Annotated in this window: 20 protein-coding genes; 4 read left to right on the top strand and 16 right to left on the bottom strand. The window is 36.1% G+C overall.

All coding sequences use genetic code 11. The annotated features are described in order from the left end of the window. Nucleotides 1-20 precede the first annotated feature (20 nt). Nucleotides 21-1,031 (bottom strand): DNA polymerase III subunit delta, encoded by a 1,011-nt coding sequence (holA, locus tag LG296_RS12135; protein ID WP_107934537.1) that lies wholly within the window; start codon nucleotides 1,029-1,031, stop codon nucleotides 21-23. Between the two features lie 171 nt (nucleotides 1,032-1,202). Between holA and LG296_RS12140 the strand changes: the two genes are divergently transcribed. After that, nucleotides 1,203-1,367, top strand: coding sequence for a YqzM family protein (locus LG296_RS12140; RefSeq protein ID WP_107934538.1), 165 nt, complete (start codon nucleotides 1,203-1,205; stop codon nucleotides 1,365-1,367). Between the two features lie 52 nt (nucleotides 1,368-1,419). On the opposite strand, the gene LG296_RS12145 is transcribed toward LG296_RS12140, so the two are convergent. From LG296_RS12145 to LG296_RS12200, 12 genes are all read right to left on the bottom strand, one after another. Beyond that, the gene (locus LG296_RS12145; RefSeq protein WP_107934660.1) at nucleotides 1,420-3,597 is read right to left on the bottom strand and encodes a DNA internalization-related competence protein ComEC/Rec2; all 2,178 of its coding nucleotides are present in this window, start codon (nucleotides 3,595-3,597) and stop codon (nucleotides 1,420-1,422) included. A gap of 100 nt (nucleotides 3,598-3,697) precedes the next feature. Beyond that, nucleotides 3,698-4,270, bottom strand: a complete 573-nt coding sequence (locus LG296_RS12150; protein ID WP_107934539.1) for a ComE operon protein 2 — start codon at nucleotides 4,268-4,270, stop codon at nucleotides 3,698-3,700. Between the two features lie 78 nt (nucleotides 4,271-4,348). Then, a complete protein-coding gene (locus tag LG296_RS12155; protein ID WP_107934540.1) occupies nucleotides 4,349-4,975 on the bottom strand; it encodes a helix-hairpin-helix domain-containing protein in 627 nt (208 codons plus the stop codon). A 121-nt stretch (nucleotides 4,976-5,096) separates the two neighbouring features. Then, a complete protein-coding gene (locus LG296_RS12160) occupies nucleotides 5,097-5,840 on the bottom strand; it encodes a class I SAM-dependent methyltransferase (protein WP_107934541.1) in 744 nt (247 codons plus the stop codon). After that, nucleotides 5,837-6,184 (bottom strand): ribosome silencing factor, encoded by a 348-nt coding sequence (rsfS, locus tag LG296_RS12165; protein WP_107934542.1) that lies wholly within the window; start codon nucleotides 6,182-6,184, stop codon nucleotides 5,837-5,839. Before rsfS ends, LG296_RS12160 begins: the two co-directional genes overlap by 4 nt. 27 nt (nucleotides 6,185-6,211) lie before the next feature. Next, entirely contained in the window at nucleotides 6,212-6,775 is a 564-nt protein-coding gene (yqeK, locus tag LG296_RS12170) for a bis(5'-nucleosyl)-tetraphosphatase (symmetrical) YqeK (protein WP_107934543.1), read from the bottom strand. Next, the gene (locus LG296_RS12175) at nucleotides 6,762-7,334 is read right to left on the bottom strand and encodes a nicotinate-nucleotide adenylyltransferase (protein ID WP_107934544.1); all 573 of its coding nucleotides are present in this window, start codon (nucleotides 7,332-7,334) and stop codon (nucleotides 6,762-6,764) included. Before LG296_RS12175 ends, yqeK begins: the two co-directional genes overlap by 14 nt. Nucleotides 7,335-7,346: 12 nt before the next feature. Then, on the bottom strand, nucleotides 7,347-7,652 hold the full coding sequence (yhbY, locus tag LG296_RS12180; protein WP_107934545.1) for a ribosome assembly RNA-binding protein YhbY: 306 nt from the start codon (nucleotides 7,650-7,652) through the stop codon (nucleotides 7,347-7,349). A 16-nt stretch (nucleotides 7,653-7,668) separates the two neighbouring features. Continuing rightward, nucleotides 7,669-8,502 (bottom strand): shikimate dehydrogenase, encoded by an 834-nt coding sequence (gene aroE / locus LG296_RS12185; protein WP_107934546.1) that lies wholly within the window; start codon nucleotides 8,500-8,502, stop codon nucleotides 7,669-7,671. Between the two features lie 49 nt (nucleotides 8,503-8,551). Further along, the gene (gene yqeH / locus LG296_RS12190) at nucleotides 8,552-9,655 is read right to left on the bottom strand and encodes a ribosome biogenesis GTPase YqeH (protein WP_107934547.1); all 1,104 of its coding nucleotides are present in this window, start codon (nucleotides 9,653-9,655) and stop codon (nucleotides 8,552-8,554) included. Further along, complete coding sequence (locus tag LG296_RS12195) at nucleotides 9,655-10,173, bottom strand: YqeG family HAD IIIA-type phosphatase (protein WP_107934548.1); 519 nt, start codon at nucleotides 10,171-10,173, stop codon at nucleotides 9,655-9,657. Before LG296_RS12195 ends, yqeH begins: the two co-directional genes overlap by 1 nt. Before the next feature lie 85 nt (nucleotides 10,174-10,258). Then, the gene (locus LG296_RS12200) at nucleotides 10,259-11,041 is read right to left on the bottom strand and encodes a phosphatidylserine decarboxylase (RefSeq protein WP_107934549.1); all 783 of its coding nucleotides are present in this window, start codon (nucleotides 11,039-11,041) and stop codon (nucleotides 10,259-10,261) included. Nucleotides 11,042-11,161: 120 nt separating this feature from the next. On the opposite strand from LG296_RS12200, the gene pssA reads away from it, so the two are divergent. Both pssA and sigK read left to right on the top strand, forming a co-directional pair. Beyond that, nucleotides 11,162-11,701, top strand: coding sequence for a CDP-diacylglycerol--serine O-phosphatidyltransferase (gene pssA, locus LG296_RS12205; protein ID WP_107934550.1), 540 nt, complete (start codon nucleotides 11,162-11,164; stop codon nucleotides 11,699-11,701). Between the two features lie 297 nt (nucleotides 11,702-11,998). Continuing rightward, nucleotides 11,999-12,745, top strand: coding sequence for an RNA polymerase sporulation sigma factor SigK (gene sigK / locus LG296_RS12210; RefSeq protein ID WP_107934551.1), 747 nt, complete (start codon nucleotides 11,999-12,001; stop codon nucleotides 12,743-12,745). A gap of 215 nt (nucleotides 12,746-12,960) precedes the next feature. Here sigK and mtnN read toward each other — a convergent pair whose 3' ends face one another. Next, complete coding sequence (mtnN, locus tag LG296_RS12215; RefSeq protein WP_107934552.1) at nucleotides 12,961-13,653, bottom strand: 5'-methylthioadenosine/S-adenosylhomocysteine nucleosidase; 693 nt, start codon at nucleotides 13,651-13,653, stop codon at nucleotides 12,961-12,963. Between the two features lie 67 nt (nucleotides 13,654-13,720). Then, a complete protein-coding gene (locus LG296_RS12220) occupies nucleotides 13,721-14,404 on the bottom strand; it encodes a YrrS family protein (RefSeq protein ID WP_404426999.1) in 684 nt (227 codons plus the stop codon). Between the two features lie 102 nt (nucleotides 14,405-14,506). On the opposite strand from LG296_RS12220, the gene LG296_RS12225 reads away from it, so the two are divergent. Then, nucleotides 14,507-14,650: a hypothetical protein gene (locus LG296_RS12225; RefSeq protein WP_404427000.1), complete on the top strand. Its 144-nt coding sequence runs from the start codon at nucleotides 14,507-14,509 to the stop codon at nucleotides 14,648-14,650. A gap of 31 nt (nucleotides 14,651-14,681) precedes the next feature. Here the strand turns inward: LG296_RS12225 and greA are convergent, their stop codons facing one another. Continuing rightward, nucleotides 14,682-15,164 carry a transcription elongation factor GreA gene (greA, locus tag LG296_RS12230; RefSeq protein WP_107934554.1) on the bottom strand — a complete coding sequence of 161 codons (483 nt, stop codon included), beginning with the start codon at nucleotides 15,162-15,164 and terminating at the stop codon, nucleotides 14,682-14,684. Between the last annotated feature and the right edge of the window lie 192 nt (nucleotides 15,165-15,356).

Genomic DNA, 15,356 nt, shown 5'->3' on the forward strand with positions numbered 1-15,356 from the left:
CCCAAAATACTCCAATAGGTTTATAAAGCTTTTAAAAGAAACATTTCTAAATACCTTTCTCTATTCCCACTAATGGACTTTAATTTCAAATCAACTTCTGACAAATTTTTTAGTGCTTTTAATAATCGTTCCTCATTAGGGCGTTGTCTATTTTCCAGCATCAGCTTCACTCGATATGGGTGAAGCTTTAGCTGCTTTGAAATCTGATTAGGATGATACCCTTTTTTCTGCAAATAATAAACATTACTCATTGTACGAATATTTGAAGCTAAAAGGCCCACTAACATGATTGGTTCTTCCTTTTGTCTTAGCAAATCATGATAAATCTGAAGTGCTTCAGAGACATTGCGAGATAAATAAGCATTTAACATTTTAAAAGCATCATGCTCTAATGTTTTAGCTACTAATTCTTCAACCAGATGTACGGTAATTTGTCCTTCCTCACCTAGATATAAAGCCATTTTTTCAATTTCTATTTGGAGCTGCAGCATATTGGCTCCAACCATTTCCACTAACTTATCTACTGCATCATCAGTTATACTTTTCTCAAAGCCTTTGACCTCACTTCGAATCCAAGTAGCTAAATCATTTTCTTTTGGTGTTTCAGCATGAAGCAGTATACTTTTTTCTTTCACGGCTTTCGTTATTTTTTTTCGTTCATCTAATTTTTCGTAAGGTGCTATAAATAACGTGACACAAAAATCGGATGGGTGGGCTAGCCAGTTTTCAAGCCGCTTTAAATCATGCTCTATTTTCTCTTTCCCTTTTTCACTTGCTTTTAAAAATGAAGCATTTTTGGCAATGACTAATTTTCTTTCAGAAAAGAATGGAAACGTATCTGCCTCATCAATCACTAAATCAACAGGCTGCTCGTCCATATCAAAGGTCATAACCTCTGCTTCTTCAGCTGTATTTAACGCTTCTTTTATTCGTTTGATTGTTTCGTCGATAAAATAAGATTCTTCTCCATAAATACAATATACAGGAGCAATTTGCCCATTTTTAATCTCTTTCCAAGCTTTTGTAAACATATTGCTTCCTCCTAACTTTTCGTATATATAAGTATACACGTTTTTCGTTTTCTATCATCCATGTATAAAAATTTTCAATAAGACAAAAGTTAGTTAGTAGAAATTGATTTATTGGATATAGCTTTTTATAATATATTCACTTATAATTGATGTTGAGTAGGAGGGATAGGTATGTCATCACATGATGAAAACGTTGTAACACACAATCCTTTTGAAGGAAAAAATGGCGCATCTATGCGTAACCAAGCAATCGATGCTGGTATAGGATTTGGCGTTTCATTCGTATTTTTTGCAATTATGTTTATTATCGCAATCATTGTTGAAGTAGCAGCATAATCGGTGTTACGCGAAAAGAGGAATTTCAAGATAAACTTGAGATTCCTCTTTTTTAATGCTTATTTTGTTTACTCGATTTTACTTTAACCGATTCACCATCCAGCCTTACTTCAATTGTTCCAACCTCTCCAGTTGCTAAAGTTGTTAAACCTAAATTTTGAAAACGTTCAACCACTTCCAAATGAGGATGACCATAACGATTATTTTCTCCAGCACTAAAGACTGTTATTGCTGGCATGAATCTTTTCACAAACGCTTCACTACTCGACGTTTTACTCCCATGATGCCCTGCCTTCAAAAGCTCTACCTGAGCTAATTCAGGATATTTTTGCAGGATTGATTCCTCCCCTGCTTCCTCTACATCGCCCATGAATAAAGCCTCGAAATTTCCTTTTGTAAGGTACAACACAAGTGAATCATTGTTCCCTTCATAAGTTGTGTCAACTGGCCATAGATAAGAAAATGATACCCCTCTTTTCACCCAGCTTACATTTGCAATTTGCTCTACTACGGGAATTTTCTGTTGCTTTGCCTCTACTAGCAAATCTGTCATTACTTCTTTGGAGTAGGAGCTTGGTGAGATGTGTATTTCTTCAACTTGTATTTCCTGCAATATTTCCTCTGCTCCTTCAACATGATCACTATCTGCATGAGTCAAAATCAATTTATTAATTTTAGAAATACCCTTCCCCTTTAAAAAGGGTACAACAGTATCTCTTCCAATTTCATATGGACTTTTAGTCTTTTTCCATTCCTCCTGGTTAAATCTCAAAATTCCACCTGTATCAATCAAATAAACCTCGTCCTTAAAGGGTAATTCGATGACAACGCAATCCCCTTGTCCAACATTGACAAATGTAATAATTAAATCATTCGTCATTTTCCCACTAATATGGATGAGTAATGCAGGAAGAAGAAGGACAGCAAGGACTTTCGATAGTTTCACTTTTACATCAATTAAATAAAATGTTGCAAAAACACTAAAATAGGCAATAGTTATTGTAATAAGAGTTGGCCTTCCAGGATTCCACATTTGATGGGGGATTGCCTGTAACCAGGTGATAATTGTTGTTAGCATACTTCTTAGTGGCTCATAGATAAAAAACATTAAGGCTGCGAGTGGTTCAACAACATAAGAGGTGGCTAATAGAATGATATTTACGGGTAAAATAATGAAAGAGAATAGTGGCACAAAGAATATATTTACTAATAAAGATGAGAGGCTAAGTTCATAAAAATGCAATAGAAGTAATGGATAAACGAGTAACTGAGAAACGAAGGTAATGAGAAAGGATTGAACAATCCATAAGGAATACCGATTAATAAATTGACCCGAGTAAATTAGACTAATTGTTGCCAAATAGGATAATTGGAAGCCGATCTGATAAATAGACCAAGGCTCTAAGTAGACAAAAAATATAAAACTAATGGAGAGGGCATCAGCTGCTGCCAGTTTGCCTTTAAGACGGCTAATCATAATTAGCTCAACAACGGTAACAGCACGCCACACTGATGGTGCTCCACCTGCTAGTAAAGCATAAATCGGTAAAATAACTAAAAGAACGATAGAGGCAAGTTCTCGCCTAACACCAAGCCTTAAAAGTCCTTGATAAAATATGAATGCCACTATGCCCACATGAAGTCCAGATATGGCAAACAGATGAGTAATGCCTAGTTTTTGATAAGCCCTGGTCATTTCATCGTCCATATTTTCCTTCAAGCCAATAATTAAGGCCTGTGCTTCTGCTACAAGTGATGGTGGGAATACTTCTTCAATGTGCTTTTTCACTTTAAATCGTTGCTTTGCTATCCTTTGGGAGATACTGTTACGGGTTTCGATGTATTGCCAATCAGATATTTCCACAACTCCGATAGCACCCTTACTCTTTAAATAGCTCCCCATATCAAAAGCAAATTCATGATTTGGTTGTGCGGGTTCAACCTGATCTCCGTTCACTAAATATTTACGCCCTGCCAACGAATACTGCTGGAAAGAATGCTTTTCCTTTTCAGATTCAAATTGATAAACGACGTAAACCTTCGTTTCTTGGGAGTCCTTCATAAAACCGCGCAAAGAATCACCATTTATTTTATATTCGTCTGTCCATGTTAAATCGGTTGGAAATTGGAGTGGTTTTTCGATTGCATGGAGAGCCTGCGTAAAGTAAGTAAAACTGAATACAGCCGTAATAGTGATACTTAATATATGAATAATACTAAATTTTTTCATGTAGAGTAATAGTGTAATTGGCACCAATAAAAACAATAGCCTCACCGATTCATGAGCCGCAATTGACGCAATGAGAACCGATAAGGCATAGAAAATCCATTTATGCTTGAACGAGATCAAATAGTTCTTTCACCTTCTCTTCAAAAGGCTGTAGCTCCTCTTTAGAAGCACCCAGATTTCTTAGCTTATCTAGCATCCCTACGGCGAGCTCAAGTTTTTCATCCTTTAAAAAATCAATTTTAGATTCGTCAAAAGGAATTTGTACAACATTTACATTCGCTTTTTTAAATAATTCTAATGCATACGCATTATTTTTATAATCATTTGCATAATATAAGTTTTTTATGCCTGCTTGAATAATAGTTTTTGAGCAAGGCAAACAAGGAAAATGTGTTACATATATATCCGCACCATTAGCTGGTGTACCATATTTCGCACATTGCAGTAATGCGTTTGTTTCAGCATGAACTGTTCGAACACAATGATTATCTACAACATAGCAGCCATCCTCAATACAATGCTCGTCGCCTGAAATCGAACCATTGTAGCCACCTGCAATAATTCTTTTCTCTCGGACAATTGTCGCACCAACTGCTAATCTAGTACATGTACTTCTTAGGGCCAATAGATGACTTTGTGCCATAAAAAACTGATCCCATGTTATTCGCTCCATATGATTACCTCCAAACTGTCTTATCAATAGTTTAGATGGAAAAGCCTTATTATGCAAATGTGTCTAATTTGCTATTTCTTATTTCACTACGATAAATTCTTTTAATTTTTCAAAGGTTTTTTCTCCGATACCAGTCACATTTTTCAAATCATCAATTGTTTTGAAGGAGCCATTTTCCTCACGAAACGCTAGAATTGCTTGTGCTTTTGAAGGACCAATTCCAGGGAGTGTTGTTAATGCTGCCTCATCGGCACTATTCAAATCTATCTTTGTACCTTGTGAACTAGATGATGCGGCTGTAGAGCTGACTACTACTTGTCCAATCGAATTCTCTTGGTCTATTTCCTCGCCTATTTTAGGGATATAGATGAGCATCTCATCCTGAAGCTTTTGTGCATGGTTTACCTCTGTGGATTGAGCCTCTTCAGTATAACCACCAGCTCTATCAATCGCATCTATAATTCGATCATCTGCAGTTAAGATATAAACTCCTGGTGATTTTACGGCACCTTTTACATCAACCATAATCTCTTCAATTTTAGGTTGCTCAATTGTGGCATTTGTTGTAGCCTCATTCTCGACTACCTCTTCATTTTGCTCTTGTGGAATTGTTGTAATCGTAAAGGTTTCTTCTTCACTTGAAGTATCTTGTTGCAGGAAAACATAAAGGAGAATTAAACAAACGATGCCGGGGAATAGCACCATTTTTCCATACTTTTTTAAAGCTTGCTGAAATATAAAAAACACCTCTCAAGGAAGGTAAATCATATGGAGTATATTTATAATATACATAATTTACCTTCAAATGAAAAGTGTCTAAATTGTATTATTTAATTGCACGGATAAAAATTCTTTCGCTTTCCTCAGTTGGAGGTTCATCTGTCCAATCCGCTGTTACTTCAACTTGAGTAAAACCAATCTCTTTTAACCATTGTACGTACATGTCTGCAGGAAAGGTTCTTTGAAAGTGCTCTTCATCAAATCTTTCGAAAAGTCCACTTTCCTCCTTCAAAAAGAAGGTCATTTGATGATAAACCGAATGCTCGAACTCACCTGGCTCTGTATACCACAGATAAGTGATGTCTCCATCATCATACGTAAAAGGACTTTCCATAAAAATATGATCCATTTTAAACAGTGAATGCACATCAAAAAATAGTTGACCGCCCTCACGTAAGGCACCGTGAATTCTTTTTAGTGTTTCAATTACCGCATCTACTTGTGGTACATAGTTAATAGAATCAATCGGAATTGTTACAACATCCAAATCAGAGAAGCCTTCCAATTCATCCATCGACATTGTAAATAAAGGAATTGAAGCTCCATGAGCCTGTAATCGTTCATAGGCAACAGCTAGCATATCCTCAGATAAATCAATTCCGCTTACATTATAGTCCTGTTGATGAAAGAGAAGGGAAAGTGTTCCTGTACCACAGCCAATATCCAATAATTTGGGGTACTGCTCTTGTGGAGCATATGTTTTCACCCAATTGACATATTGGTCATACGGAATATCTTGCATTAACTGATCGTACACAAGCGCAAATCTTTCATAGCTAGAATTTATCATTCTGCAGTTGGTACATCAAGCTGAGGAGCATCTCCCCAAAGACGTTCTAAATTATAAAATGCACGCTCATCTTTATGGAAAATGTGTACAACAATATCTCCAATATCAACTAAAATCCAACGAGCCGAGTCAAATCCCTCTACACGTTTTACATCATAGCCGTGCTCTTGTGCTTTGTCTTGAACTTCTTTAGCAATTGCTTGTGCTTGACGATCAGAATTACCGTTACATATTAGAAAATAATCTGCTAGTAATGAGATATTTTCCATATTTAGTACAACGATATCCTCACCTCTTTTATCATCTATTGCTTTATAAACAATCTCTAGTAAAGTTTGTGTCATTCTTCACTTTTCCTCTCTATTTAACGCCTAAGCGTTTTTTGAAATAACATCATTAAAACATTCAATCGATACAGGATAAATTTGCTGCTCTGTTTGAACTAAAAACCCAATTGAATGACTAATACAAGCTTTCATAGCTAAATTCAAATCTTCCTCTGCCACTTTTCGCAGGTTATCTACCCCGGCAAATTTTCGATTTGGTTCAATCATATCCGCTATATATATAATCTTCTCTAATTTTGACATACTCGCCCTACCGGTAGTATGAAAACGAATAGCATTTAAAATATCTTCATTATTAATATTAAATTCAGTTTCTGCAATCCATGCCCCTACTGGACCATGTAAAATTTCTGAGCCCCAATTAACGAGTCGTGCGTCGAGACCATTATCTTTTACAATTTTACGCATCCAATCCTCATCAGCATATTTAGCAATATCATGTAAGATTGCCGCTGTCTCGGCAGACTTACTTTTCTCACCATACTTATTAGCAAGGTGAATTGCTGTTTCCATTACACCAATAGTATGAATATATCTTTTTTCAGGCATACGTGGTTTTATTGCCGCTAAATAATTATCGCGTTCCATATAGACCTTCCCTTCGAATATAACTCTCCACACCATCGGGCAATAAAAACTGGAGTGTGCTGCCTGTTTTTAATCGTCCTCTTATTAAGGTTGAAGACAGATCAATTTCAGGAGCCTCTACAATTTTCACATCATATGTAGTAGCCGATTTCGTTCCAGGTCTTTTTAGACCAACAAACTGAACTAATCTGACTAATTCATCAATCTTATACCATGTATGAAGGGAATCAATCATATCGCCCCCAATGATAAAGTAAAATTGTACATCTGGTTCCCGCTTTAGAAGCTCTACAATCGTATTATACGTGTAAGAAACTCCGCCGAGCGCTAATTCGATTGTTTCAATTTTAAAATGCTCATATGGCTTTATGGCGATTTTCACCATTTCGAGACGATTTTCCATGGATGCATCATCGGCTAATTGTTTGTGTGGCGCAATAGCATTTGGCATAAATCGGACTTCATCAAGAGATAGCGCATCAAACGCCTCATTTGCCATTATTAAATGTCCGATATGGGGAGGATTGAATGTCCCACCTATAATGCCAACTTTTTTCATTGCTAACACACCTTATTTCTTGTCTACTTTTGGTAAGACAATCTTTTTATTGTTTCGTGATTCTTTATATAAAACAACTGTTAGTCCGATTAGCTGAACTAATTCTGCACCTGTTCCTTTTGCAAGAGCATTTGCTACATCATCTTTATCTTCTTCACAATTGTCTAAAATACGTACTTTTATTAATTCACGAGCTTCTAATACATCACGTAATTGACTAATCATTTGATCATTTACGCCACCCTTTCCTACTTGGAAAATTGGTGTTAAATGATGTGCCTCTGCACGTAAAAATCTTTTTTGTTTGCCTGTAAGCATAAAACTTAATGTCCTCCTAAATTAACTGCACTAGTTCCTCAGTTAATCTTTTTATCATGTTATTTGTGTTGGGATACTGTTCAAGCCAATAATTATAAGCAATAGCTCCTTGGTGAACAAACATTCCTAAACCATTTACTATTGTCACGTTTTTCTTCTGTGCCTCTAATAAAAATGGTGTCATTAATGGATTATACACAATATCAGCAGCAATTGCTCCTTCTTGTAACTTTTCTAGGGATAGTGGCAATTTAACTTCACCATTTGCAAGCCCAACTGATGTAGATTGGATGACGATACCAAATTTTCCCAGTGATTGCTCTGCCTCTTTGATAGACATAGCTTTCCCTTCACCTAACTCCACAATAATGTCCTCAGCTTTTTCAACAGTACGATTCGTTATTGTTAGTTTGCGATAGCCAAACAGCTGCAGGGCAAAGGCAATACCTCGCGCAGCACCCCCAGCACCTATTAACAGCACTTCCTGGTCCTTGTTATCTTTTCCTATCACTTCTTCAAGCGCATGGACAAATCCCGCTCCGTCCGTGTTATATCCTTTAAGTCGTCCATCCTGAAGGCGAACGACTGTATTAACAGCACCCATTTTATCAGCTAGCGGATCGAGTTCATCTAAAAACGGAATGATGGTTTGTTTATGTGGAATCGTGACGTTCCATCCACTAGCTCCTAATGTTTTTAATGATGAAATAGCACTCTCCAGATTTTCACTTTTTACATGAAGTGGAATATAAGCAGCATCAATATTCATTTCTTCAAACCAAGCATTATGCATATTAGGAGATTTTGAATGAGCTATCGGATCCCCAATTACTGCAAACCATTTTTTCATTTCTAAAAACCTCTTTTTCCAAGTCTTGACTCTTCATAAAACCTTAAGATTATATTAAAGACGGACGAATGAATACCTCTACCCCTTTAGGAGCATGTGCTGCAACTACTACATTGGGATGCTGGACTGTAACCCAACCAAGACCTGAAATTACTACATCAGTTTTCCCCTCTTTAATGGCAAATTCATGACGTACAAGCTCAGGGAGCAGATGTATATGCTCCTTTGTTGGAGGTGCAAGAAGTTCCCCTTTATGTTCTTCATACAATGTATCGGCCTTTTCAAGCTTTGTACGATGTATCGGCAAATCATTAGCTGCATAGATTGTAAAGGCAGAGCGTTCACCCTTTATAAAATCAAAGCGAGCAAGTGCACCGATAAATAAAGTTTGTCCTTCATTTTGCTGATAGACTTTCGGTTTGATTTCTTTCTTTGGTGTAATGTATTTTAACTCACTTGAATCAATATGATGAGCCATTTGGTGATGATTAATAATACCTGGTGTATCATAAATAGCTGCACCATCATCAAGAGGTATTTCAATCATATCAAGAGTTGTACCAGGGAAATGAGAAGTTGTAATAACATTACCTTCCCCAGTTGCCTGCTTAATAATTCGGTTGATAAAAGTAGATTTTCCTACATTCGTACAACCCACAACGAATACATCCTTGCCTTTTCGATGCATTTCAATCGCATCTACTACCTCACCCATACCCATTCCTTTATGGGCGCTTACTAGAACTACATCAATTGGTTGCAGTCCTAAGCTTTTTGCTTCACGTTTAAGCCAGTTAATCACCTTTTTAGGCTTTACTGATTTTGGTAACAAATCTGCTTTATTGGCCACTAATAATACTGGATTTTTTCCAACGAATCGGTGGAGACCAGGCAACCAGCTTCCGTTAAAGTCAAAAATATCAACAATTTTAACGATTAAGCCTTGCTGCTCTCCAAGACCATTCAAGATTCTTAAAAAGTCATCATCTGTTAAACTAACCGGCTGTATTTCATTATAATTTTTTAAACGAAAACATCTTTGACAGATAATCGCCTCTTTTTCCAATGAAGATGGCGGTGCATAGCCTAATTCCTTTGGATTCTCTGTTTGTATATCCGCTCCACAGCCAATACAGCTATGATTTTCATTCATTACTTTTCCTCCCAAGTTTTAATTCCTTTACGCTTTAACATATTAAATACACGACGTTCAACAAAACGGTTAAAAAGCGTAACAAAACCATCCGACTCCGCTACAGGTCGGACTAAAAATGTATATAATTTCAAACGATTAGCACCCATAATATCCGTTAGTAATTGATCGCCAACCATTGCAACTTCATTGCTTTTCAAACGAATTTCTTTCATTGCTGCATAATAGGCTGCTCCTAATGGCTTTTTTGCACGATAAATAAACGGAATTCCAAGTGGTTCTGCAAATCGCTTTACACGTTCTTGGTTATTGTTTGATGCGATAATTACACGAATGCCCGCATCCTGCATTAGCTTCATCCACGTAGCTATTTCTTCCGTCGCATCTGGCCTGTCCCATTCGATTAAAGTATTATCTAAATCAGTAATAATCCCTTTAATTCCTAAGGCAGCTAATTTTTCAGGCGTAATTTCAAATACTGTAGTTACAAACTCTCTCGGCAACAAAAAATTATACAAAGCCTTGACTCCTTCAAAATATTATATGATTCCTTTTAATCAATGGAGGATGGTTCCTCTGTTTGTAAAGATTCTCATTGGACAATTATAACATAATTGCGATAGGTTCACCCATCTTCACATTATGCCCTTTATTTATATTTTCAGTAAAGCTAATCGAGTCTTTCTCAAACAACATAACTACCGTTGAACCAAAACCAAAAAACCCTATCTCTTCACCTTTTTTCCAGGCTGTCGATACATTCGTTAAAGTAATGGAATTTACAAACATAGCACCCACTTTAATTAGCGTGACATGTTTATTATTTTGAAATTGTACTTCACTAACCATACGATAGTTTTTGCTAATCGGCTTCTTGCCGTACGTCAAACCCAACTGATTTACCGGGTAGGATTTATTTCCAAGTGTATATTGCCGAATCACTGTCCCATCGAGAGGACTGTGAATACGATGATAATTAGCAGGACTTAAATAAAATACAATATACTGTCCATTTTTATATTTATCTATTACCTGTTCATTCCCTAACAGATCCATAAGGGTATATGGCTTTCCTTTTACAGTAAAGATAGCATCCTCACCAATTTGACCAAAGGATTCAACTTTTGCATCAACTGGACTTACAAACAAATCCTTTGATAGATTTACAGGTCTAACTTCTTCTTTTAACTGTCTAGTGAAGAAATCTTGTAAACTTGCAAAACTTTTTAAATCACCTGAAACCTCATTGACATCTATTCCGTATACTTTACTATAGCGCCCAATAAGATTTTTACTTATTGGCGATGTAACAAGTTTTTTAAGCATGAAAGAGCTGTATTTTCCATTCGTAAGTTCAATAAGTGATTGATATATTTTTTCTTTCATAGGAACCCCCAACAAAGTCTAATTTTTAAATGTAAATTTAAGGATTTTTTATTGACTTACAATTTACGCTGTTTCGAAGTATAATATATAAATATATTTAGCGCAAAGGAGTGTTTCCCCATGTTTATAATCCATATGGTGGATTCCACGATTAAAAAAATTAAATCGCACGCTGCTAACCTAATTACACTATGTAATTTGTCCTTCGGTGGTGCTTCGATAATGGCAACAATAAATGAAGCATACAGTTACAGTGTTCTATTTATATTTATTGCCGCTTTTCTTGATCGATATGATGGTAAGGTAGCACGAAAATTTAATCAAGAATCAGAACTCGGTAAACAATTGGACTCCATGGGTGATATTATATCATTCGGTGTAGCTCCTGCTCTATTAATGTACGAATGTATTCTCCGTGAATTTGGAATGATTGGAATAATATTAACGATTCTTTATATGGCTTGTGGAGCCTTCCGTTTGGCTCGCTTCAATATTTCAAATGCTACGGGCTATTTCATCGGGCTGCCAATCACTGCTGCCGGAACCGTTATAACTTTTTCTTACTTTCTAATTCCAGTAGTTGGTCCACAATTTTACCTTTTCCTATTCCCAACTTTATCTATTCTAATGGTATGTACATTAACATTAAAAAAGGTCTAAACCACACGATGCATCATTTTTGATGGCATCGTTTTTTTATGTCCTGCTACATGTCGAATCACCAACAACGTTTGTATTGCGTATAAATAGGTTGATGGTAATTTTTCAGTGCCCAACTCGTTATGTATTGCTTGTGGTAAATGTGATGATCAAAACGCTAATAATTAGAGTTTACACCATTCTGCAGAACCTATAAAAGTCTGGTTTATATCGGTTTTCTAATTTTATCTGCTTTAATTTTCATGTTCTTGAAAAGTTTATCATATAATGTCGAAAAAGGCAGAAAGGATGACGTGATTGAGCGGAATTTTGGCATCACTAATGCAGCTTTGGTTAGACATTCCGTCATTACTTGGGTATTTAAAGGGGCAGGCTTTTCATCGACCTTTCTCTAAAGAGGAAGAAGCAAAAGCGATTGAACGCTTTATGGCTGGCGATGAACAAGCACGTCTCGATTTGATCGAAAGAAATATGAGGCTTGTCGCACATGTCGTCAAGAAATTCCATCCTCAGCACGAGCAGCTAGACGATTATATATCCATTGGTACAATCGGGTTGATGAAAGCGGTTAGTAGCTATACACCAGATAAAAAAACCCGTTTAGCCACTTATGCTGCACGTTGTATTGAGAATGAAATCTTAATGCATTTACGCGCACAAAAGAAGGTACAAAAAGACGTATCTCTATTTGAACCTATTGGAGTAGATAAAGAAGGACAATCATTACAAATCCGAGATTTACTACAATTTGAGGAACAACCTGCCATAGATAAAATCGAGCAAAAGGAAAGTTTTGAACAGCTTTACGCTTACTTAGGTACCCTAGATCCGCGAGAGCTAGAAATAATAGTGTATCGATATGGATTAAACAATAATGACCCATTAACTCAAAAGGAAATTGCAAAGAAGCTAAAAATTTCAAGAAGCTATGTATCACGGATTGAAAAGCGTGCACTCGTAAAGCTCTATCAACAGTTTAAGCATAATCAAGCCGAGAAAGAAAGTCGAAAAGCTGAAATTGAGTCCTCTCATTTAAACAATTAGAAAAAGCTCATTAGGGTTCTAGAACCTTAATGAGCTTTTTTCTTAATGATAAGTGTTTTCTTTTGCTCCAGAATAAATAAGAATTCCTAAAATTGCTGTGATAGCTACAGAGCCTGCCATAAGCATTAACATAGCGTTCCCCCCTAACATTCATACTTCTATATTACTTTGATTTTTTCTCTTCATCAAGTTCGTTTGTGAACAATAGGTGACGATTAGAGTTTTTCGATTGTTTTAAGGACAATTTCTGTCGAATGCTTTGCAGCAACTGGTAAGAATTCTTCAAAGCTAATGTTTGATTCTTTTCCAGCTATATCCGATAATGCACGGATTACAACAAAAGGAGTTTTAAATTGATAGCAAACCTGAGCGACTGCAGCAGCTTCCATCTCAACAGCTTTCATTTGAGGGAAATATTCTCTCACCTTACTAACACGCTCAGGATCATTCATAAAGGAGTCTCCCGAACAAATTAACCCTACACCATATTGGTGCTCGCCAATCTCTGAAACAGCTTCCTCAGCTAATTTCATTAAACGTTCATCTGATTTAAAGGCTGCTGGTAATTGAGGAACTTGCCCCATCTCGTAATTGAAAATCGTTACATCAACATCATGATGACGTACTTCATCAGAAATAACGATGGCACCCACTTCTAGCGAAGGATCATATCCCCCAGCTGAACCGGTATTAATAACTACATCAGGTTTAAATTCGTATAGCAATGCTGTAGTGGTCATAGCAGCATTCACTTTCCCAATTCCACTTTTAAGTAAAACAACCTCTTTATCGTGATAAGTACCTGTTGTATATTCACTATTGGCAATAGTAGTTACTTCCGTATTTGTAAGTGAATTTCTTAATAATTCAACTTCTTCTTCCATAGCTCCAATTACTGCAATTTTCATTTTATAATTCCTCCAATTCTTGACACACATATATTAAAGAATATATGCCTTAACGTCAATAGATTGGCTATCTTGCCCCTACTGATTGATTCAGCTTTTCAACCTTTACCGGTTTCCAACCTTCGTTTTCTAACCATTGGATGTGGATGCGATAATTTTCAGTTTTGTCCCCTGTCGAAACAACTGCTATAGAGCTATCAGCACTTCCACCGTTTTTAACAGACCAAAAAATGATATCATTTTCACCTAATCCAACAGCCTGACGGAATGTTGTTAACTTTTCCTCGTAATCTGGATGCCCTTTTTCGTATGCCGAAACATGCTCGCCTACTTGTTTAGTAGGCGTTACTTTCCACTCAGGATTAACAATCACTTCCTCAACAGTCGGATCATTTGATGCTTGCACAATAATCTTCGAATCAGTAGTTGCGTCTGAATTAACACCTTCTTGTGTTTCTGTTTCATCTGACTCAAGTTCTTCTGCTGAAGCAACATTTTTACCAGAATTAGATTCTGTATTTTTAGTATCCTCTATCTCGTCATTTTTATTGTCATCTTGTTTTTCGACTAGTTCATCTGCCTGTTCCTTTTCTTTATCATCATCACTAAAAATTGTTACCACATTTAAAACTATAAGAATTGAAACAATTGCAATCAGAATGTTTAAGATTTTGTCCACTTTACTTTTTTTGCTTCGTTGTTCACTACGCTTGTGTTCAGTTCGTGTTAAAGATTCTTTTCCTTTAGACATAATTGAATCCTCCTTTACTTCATTACCTTTATTGTATCAAGATTCCAGTTGAATACCATTATTTACTCTAGATTTAATAATCTTGTTAAAATTTTAAAGTAAATGAAAAAGTCGACAAAATCTTTATATGATTTTGCCGACTTTGATATTCAAATATTATCTAAAATTAACTTTAGACCACTTAAGAAACAACCAATTTCCTACTTAAAGGAAATTCCATTTCCGAAACTAGAGGCTATGTATTAAGCCAAAAATAAAGGAATCTAAGTAATTTAAATTAGTTAGCTGTTTTAATTGCTACGATACGTACTTCCATATCTCCACCTGGAGTAGTTAATTTTACGATATCATCCACTTTGCGTCCTAATAGAGCTCTCGCGATTGGAGAATCGTTTGAAATACGACCTTCAAATGGATCGGCTTCAGCAGATCCTACGATTGTATATTCTTCCTCGTCACCTTCTGGTAGTTCAACGAAAGAAACCGTTTTACCTAAAGTAACAACATCACTTGCACCAGATTCTTCTATGATTATTGCATTACGCAGCATCGATTCGATTGTTGTGATACGTCCTTCAACAAATCCTTGCTCTTCTTTAGCAGAATCATATTCAGAATTCTCAGATAAATCACCGAAGCTACGAGCAATTTTAATACGCTCTACTACTTCTTTACGTTTAACTGTTTTTAATTGTTCTAATTCTTCTTCTAGTTTTTGTTTCCCAGCTATAGTCATTGGGTATTGTTTTTCATTTGCCAAAATAGCTCACTCCTTAAATCATCACGAAATTTTACTTGAAACAATACTATACACACCTTAACAAAGGAAATGCAATCGTTTTCCATTTTAAGATGTAATAATAAAACCCGGTTAGTAGTTAAGCATATGAGGTAAAAGGACTAAATAGAATCCCTAAACCTACTTAACTAATAACCGAATTTAACTTGTAAT

This window comes from Ureibacillus chungkukjangi (assembly GCF_044795995.1).
GTDB lineage: Bacteria > Bacillota > Bacilli > Bacillales_A > Planococcaceae > Ureibacillus > Ureibacillus chungkukjangi.

What these genes read in the sequence shown, in the direction of transcription:
- LG296_RS12155 (WP_107934540.1), bottom strand. Translation starts at nt 4,975, where the DNA reads ATGGTGCTATTCCCCGGCATCGTTTGTTTAATTCTCCTTTATGTTTTC.
- yqeK (WP_107934543.1), bottom strand. Translation starts at nt 6,775, where the DNA reads ATGGAACGCGATAATTATTTAGCGGCAATAAAACCACGTATGCCTGAA.
- rsfS (WP_107934542.1), bottom strand. Translation starts at nt 6,184, where the DNA reads ATGACACAAACTTTACTAGAGATTGTTTATAAAGCAATAGATGATAAA.
- LG296_RS12220 (WP_404426999.1), bottom strand. Translation starts at nt 14,404, where the DNA reads ATGTCTAAAGGAAAAGAATCTTTAACACGAACTGAACACAAGCGTAGT.
- LG296_RS12140 (WP_107934538.1), top strand. Translation starts at nt 1,203, where the DNA reads ATGTCATCACATGATGAAAACGTTGTAACACACAATCCTTTTGAAGGA.
- yqeH (WP_107934547.1), bottom strand. Translation starts at nt 9,655, where the DNA reads ATGAATGAAAATCATAGCTGTATTGGCTGTGGAGCGGATATACAAACA.
- pssA (WP_107934550.1), top strand. Translation starts at nt 11,162, where the DNA reads ATGTTTATAATCCATATGGTGGATTCCACGATTAAAAAAATTAAATCG.
- aroE (WP_107934546.1), bottom strand. Translation starts at nt 8,502, where the DNA reads ATGAAAAAATGGTTTGCAGTAATTGGGGATCCGATAGCTCATTCAAAA.
- LG296_RS12145 (WP_107934660.1), bottom strand. Translation starts at nt 3,597, where the DNA reads ATGAAAAAATTTAGTATTATTCATATATTAAGTATCACTATTACGGCT.
- holA (WP_107934537.1), bottom strand. Translation starts at nt 1,031, where the DNA reads ATGTTTACAAAAGCTTGGAAAGAGATTAAAAATGGGCAAATTGCTCCT.
- LG296_RS12200 (WP_107934549.1), bottom strand. Translation starts at nt 11,041, where the DNA reads ATGAAAGAAAAAATATATCAATCACTTATTGAACTTACGAATGGAAAA.
- mtnN (WP_107934552.1), bottom strand. Translation starts at nt 13,653, where the DNA reads ATGAAAATTGCAGTAATTGGAGCTATGGAAGAAGAAGTTGAATTATTA.
- LG296_RS12150 (WP_107934539.1), bottom strand. Translation starts at nt 4,270, where the DNA reads ATGGAGCGAATAACATGGGATCAGTTTTTTATGGCACAAAGTCATCTA.
- LG296_RS12175 (WP_107934544.1), bottom strand. Translation starts at nt 7,334, where the DNA reads ATGAAAAAAGTTGGCATTATAGGTGGGACATTCAATCCTCCCCATATC.
- LG296_RS12160 (WP_107934541.1), bottom strand. Translation starts at nt 5,840, where the DNA reads ATGATAAATTCTAGCTATGAAAGATTTGCGCTTGTGTACGATCAGTTA.
- yhbY (WP_107934545.1), bottom strand. Translation starts at nt 7,652, where the DNA reads ATGCTTACAGGCAAACAAAAAAGATTTTTACGTGCAGAGGCACATCAT.
- LG296_RS12225 (WP_404427000.1), top strand. Translation starts at nt 14,507, where the DNA reads ATGAAAAAGTCGACAAAATCTTTATATGATTTTGCCGACTTTGATATT.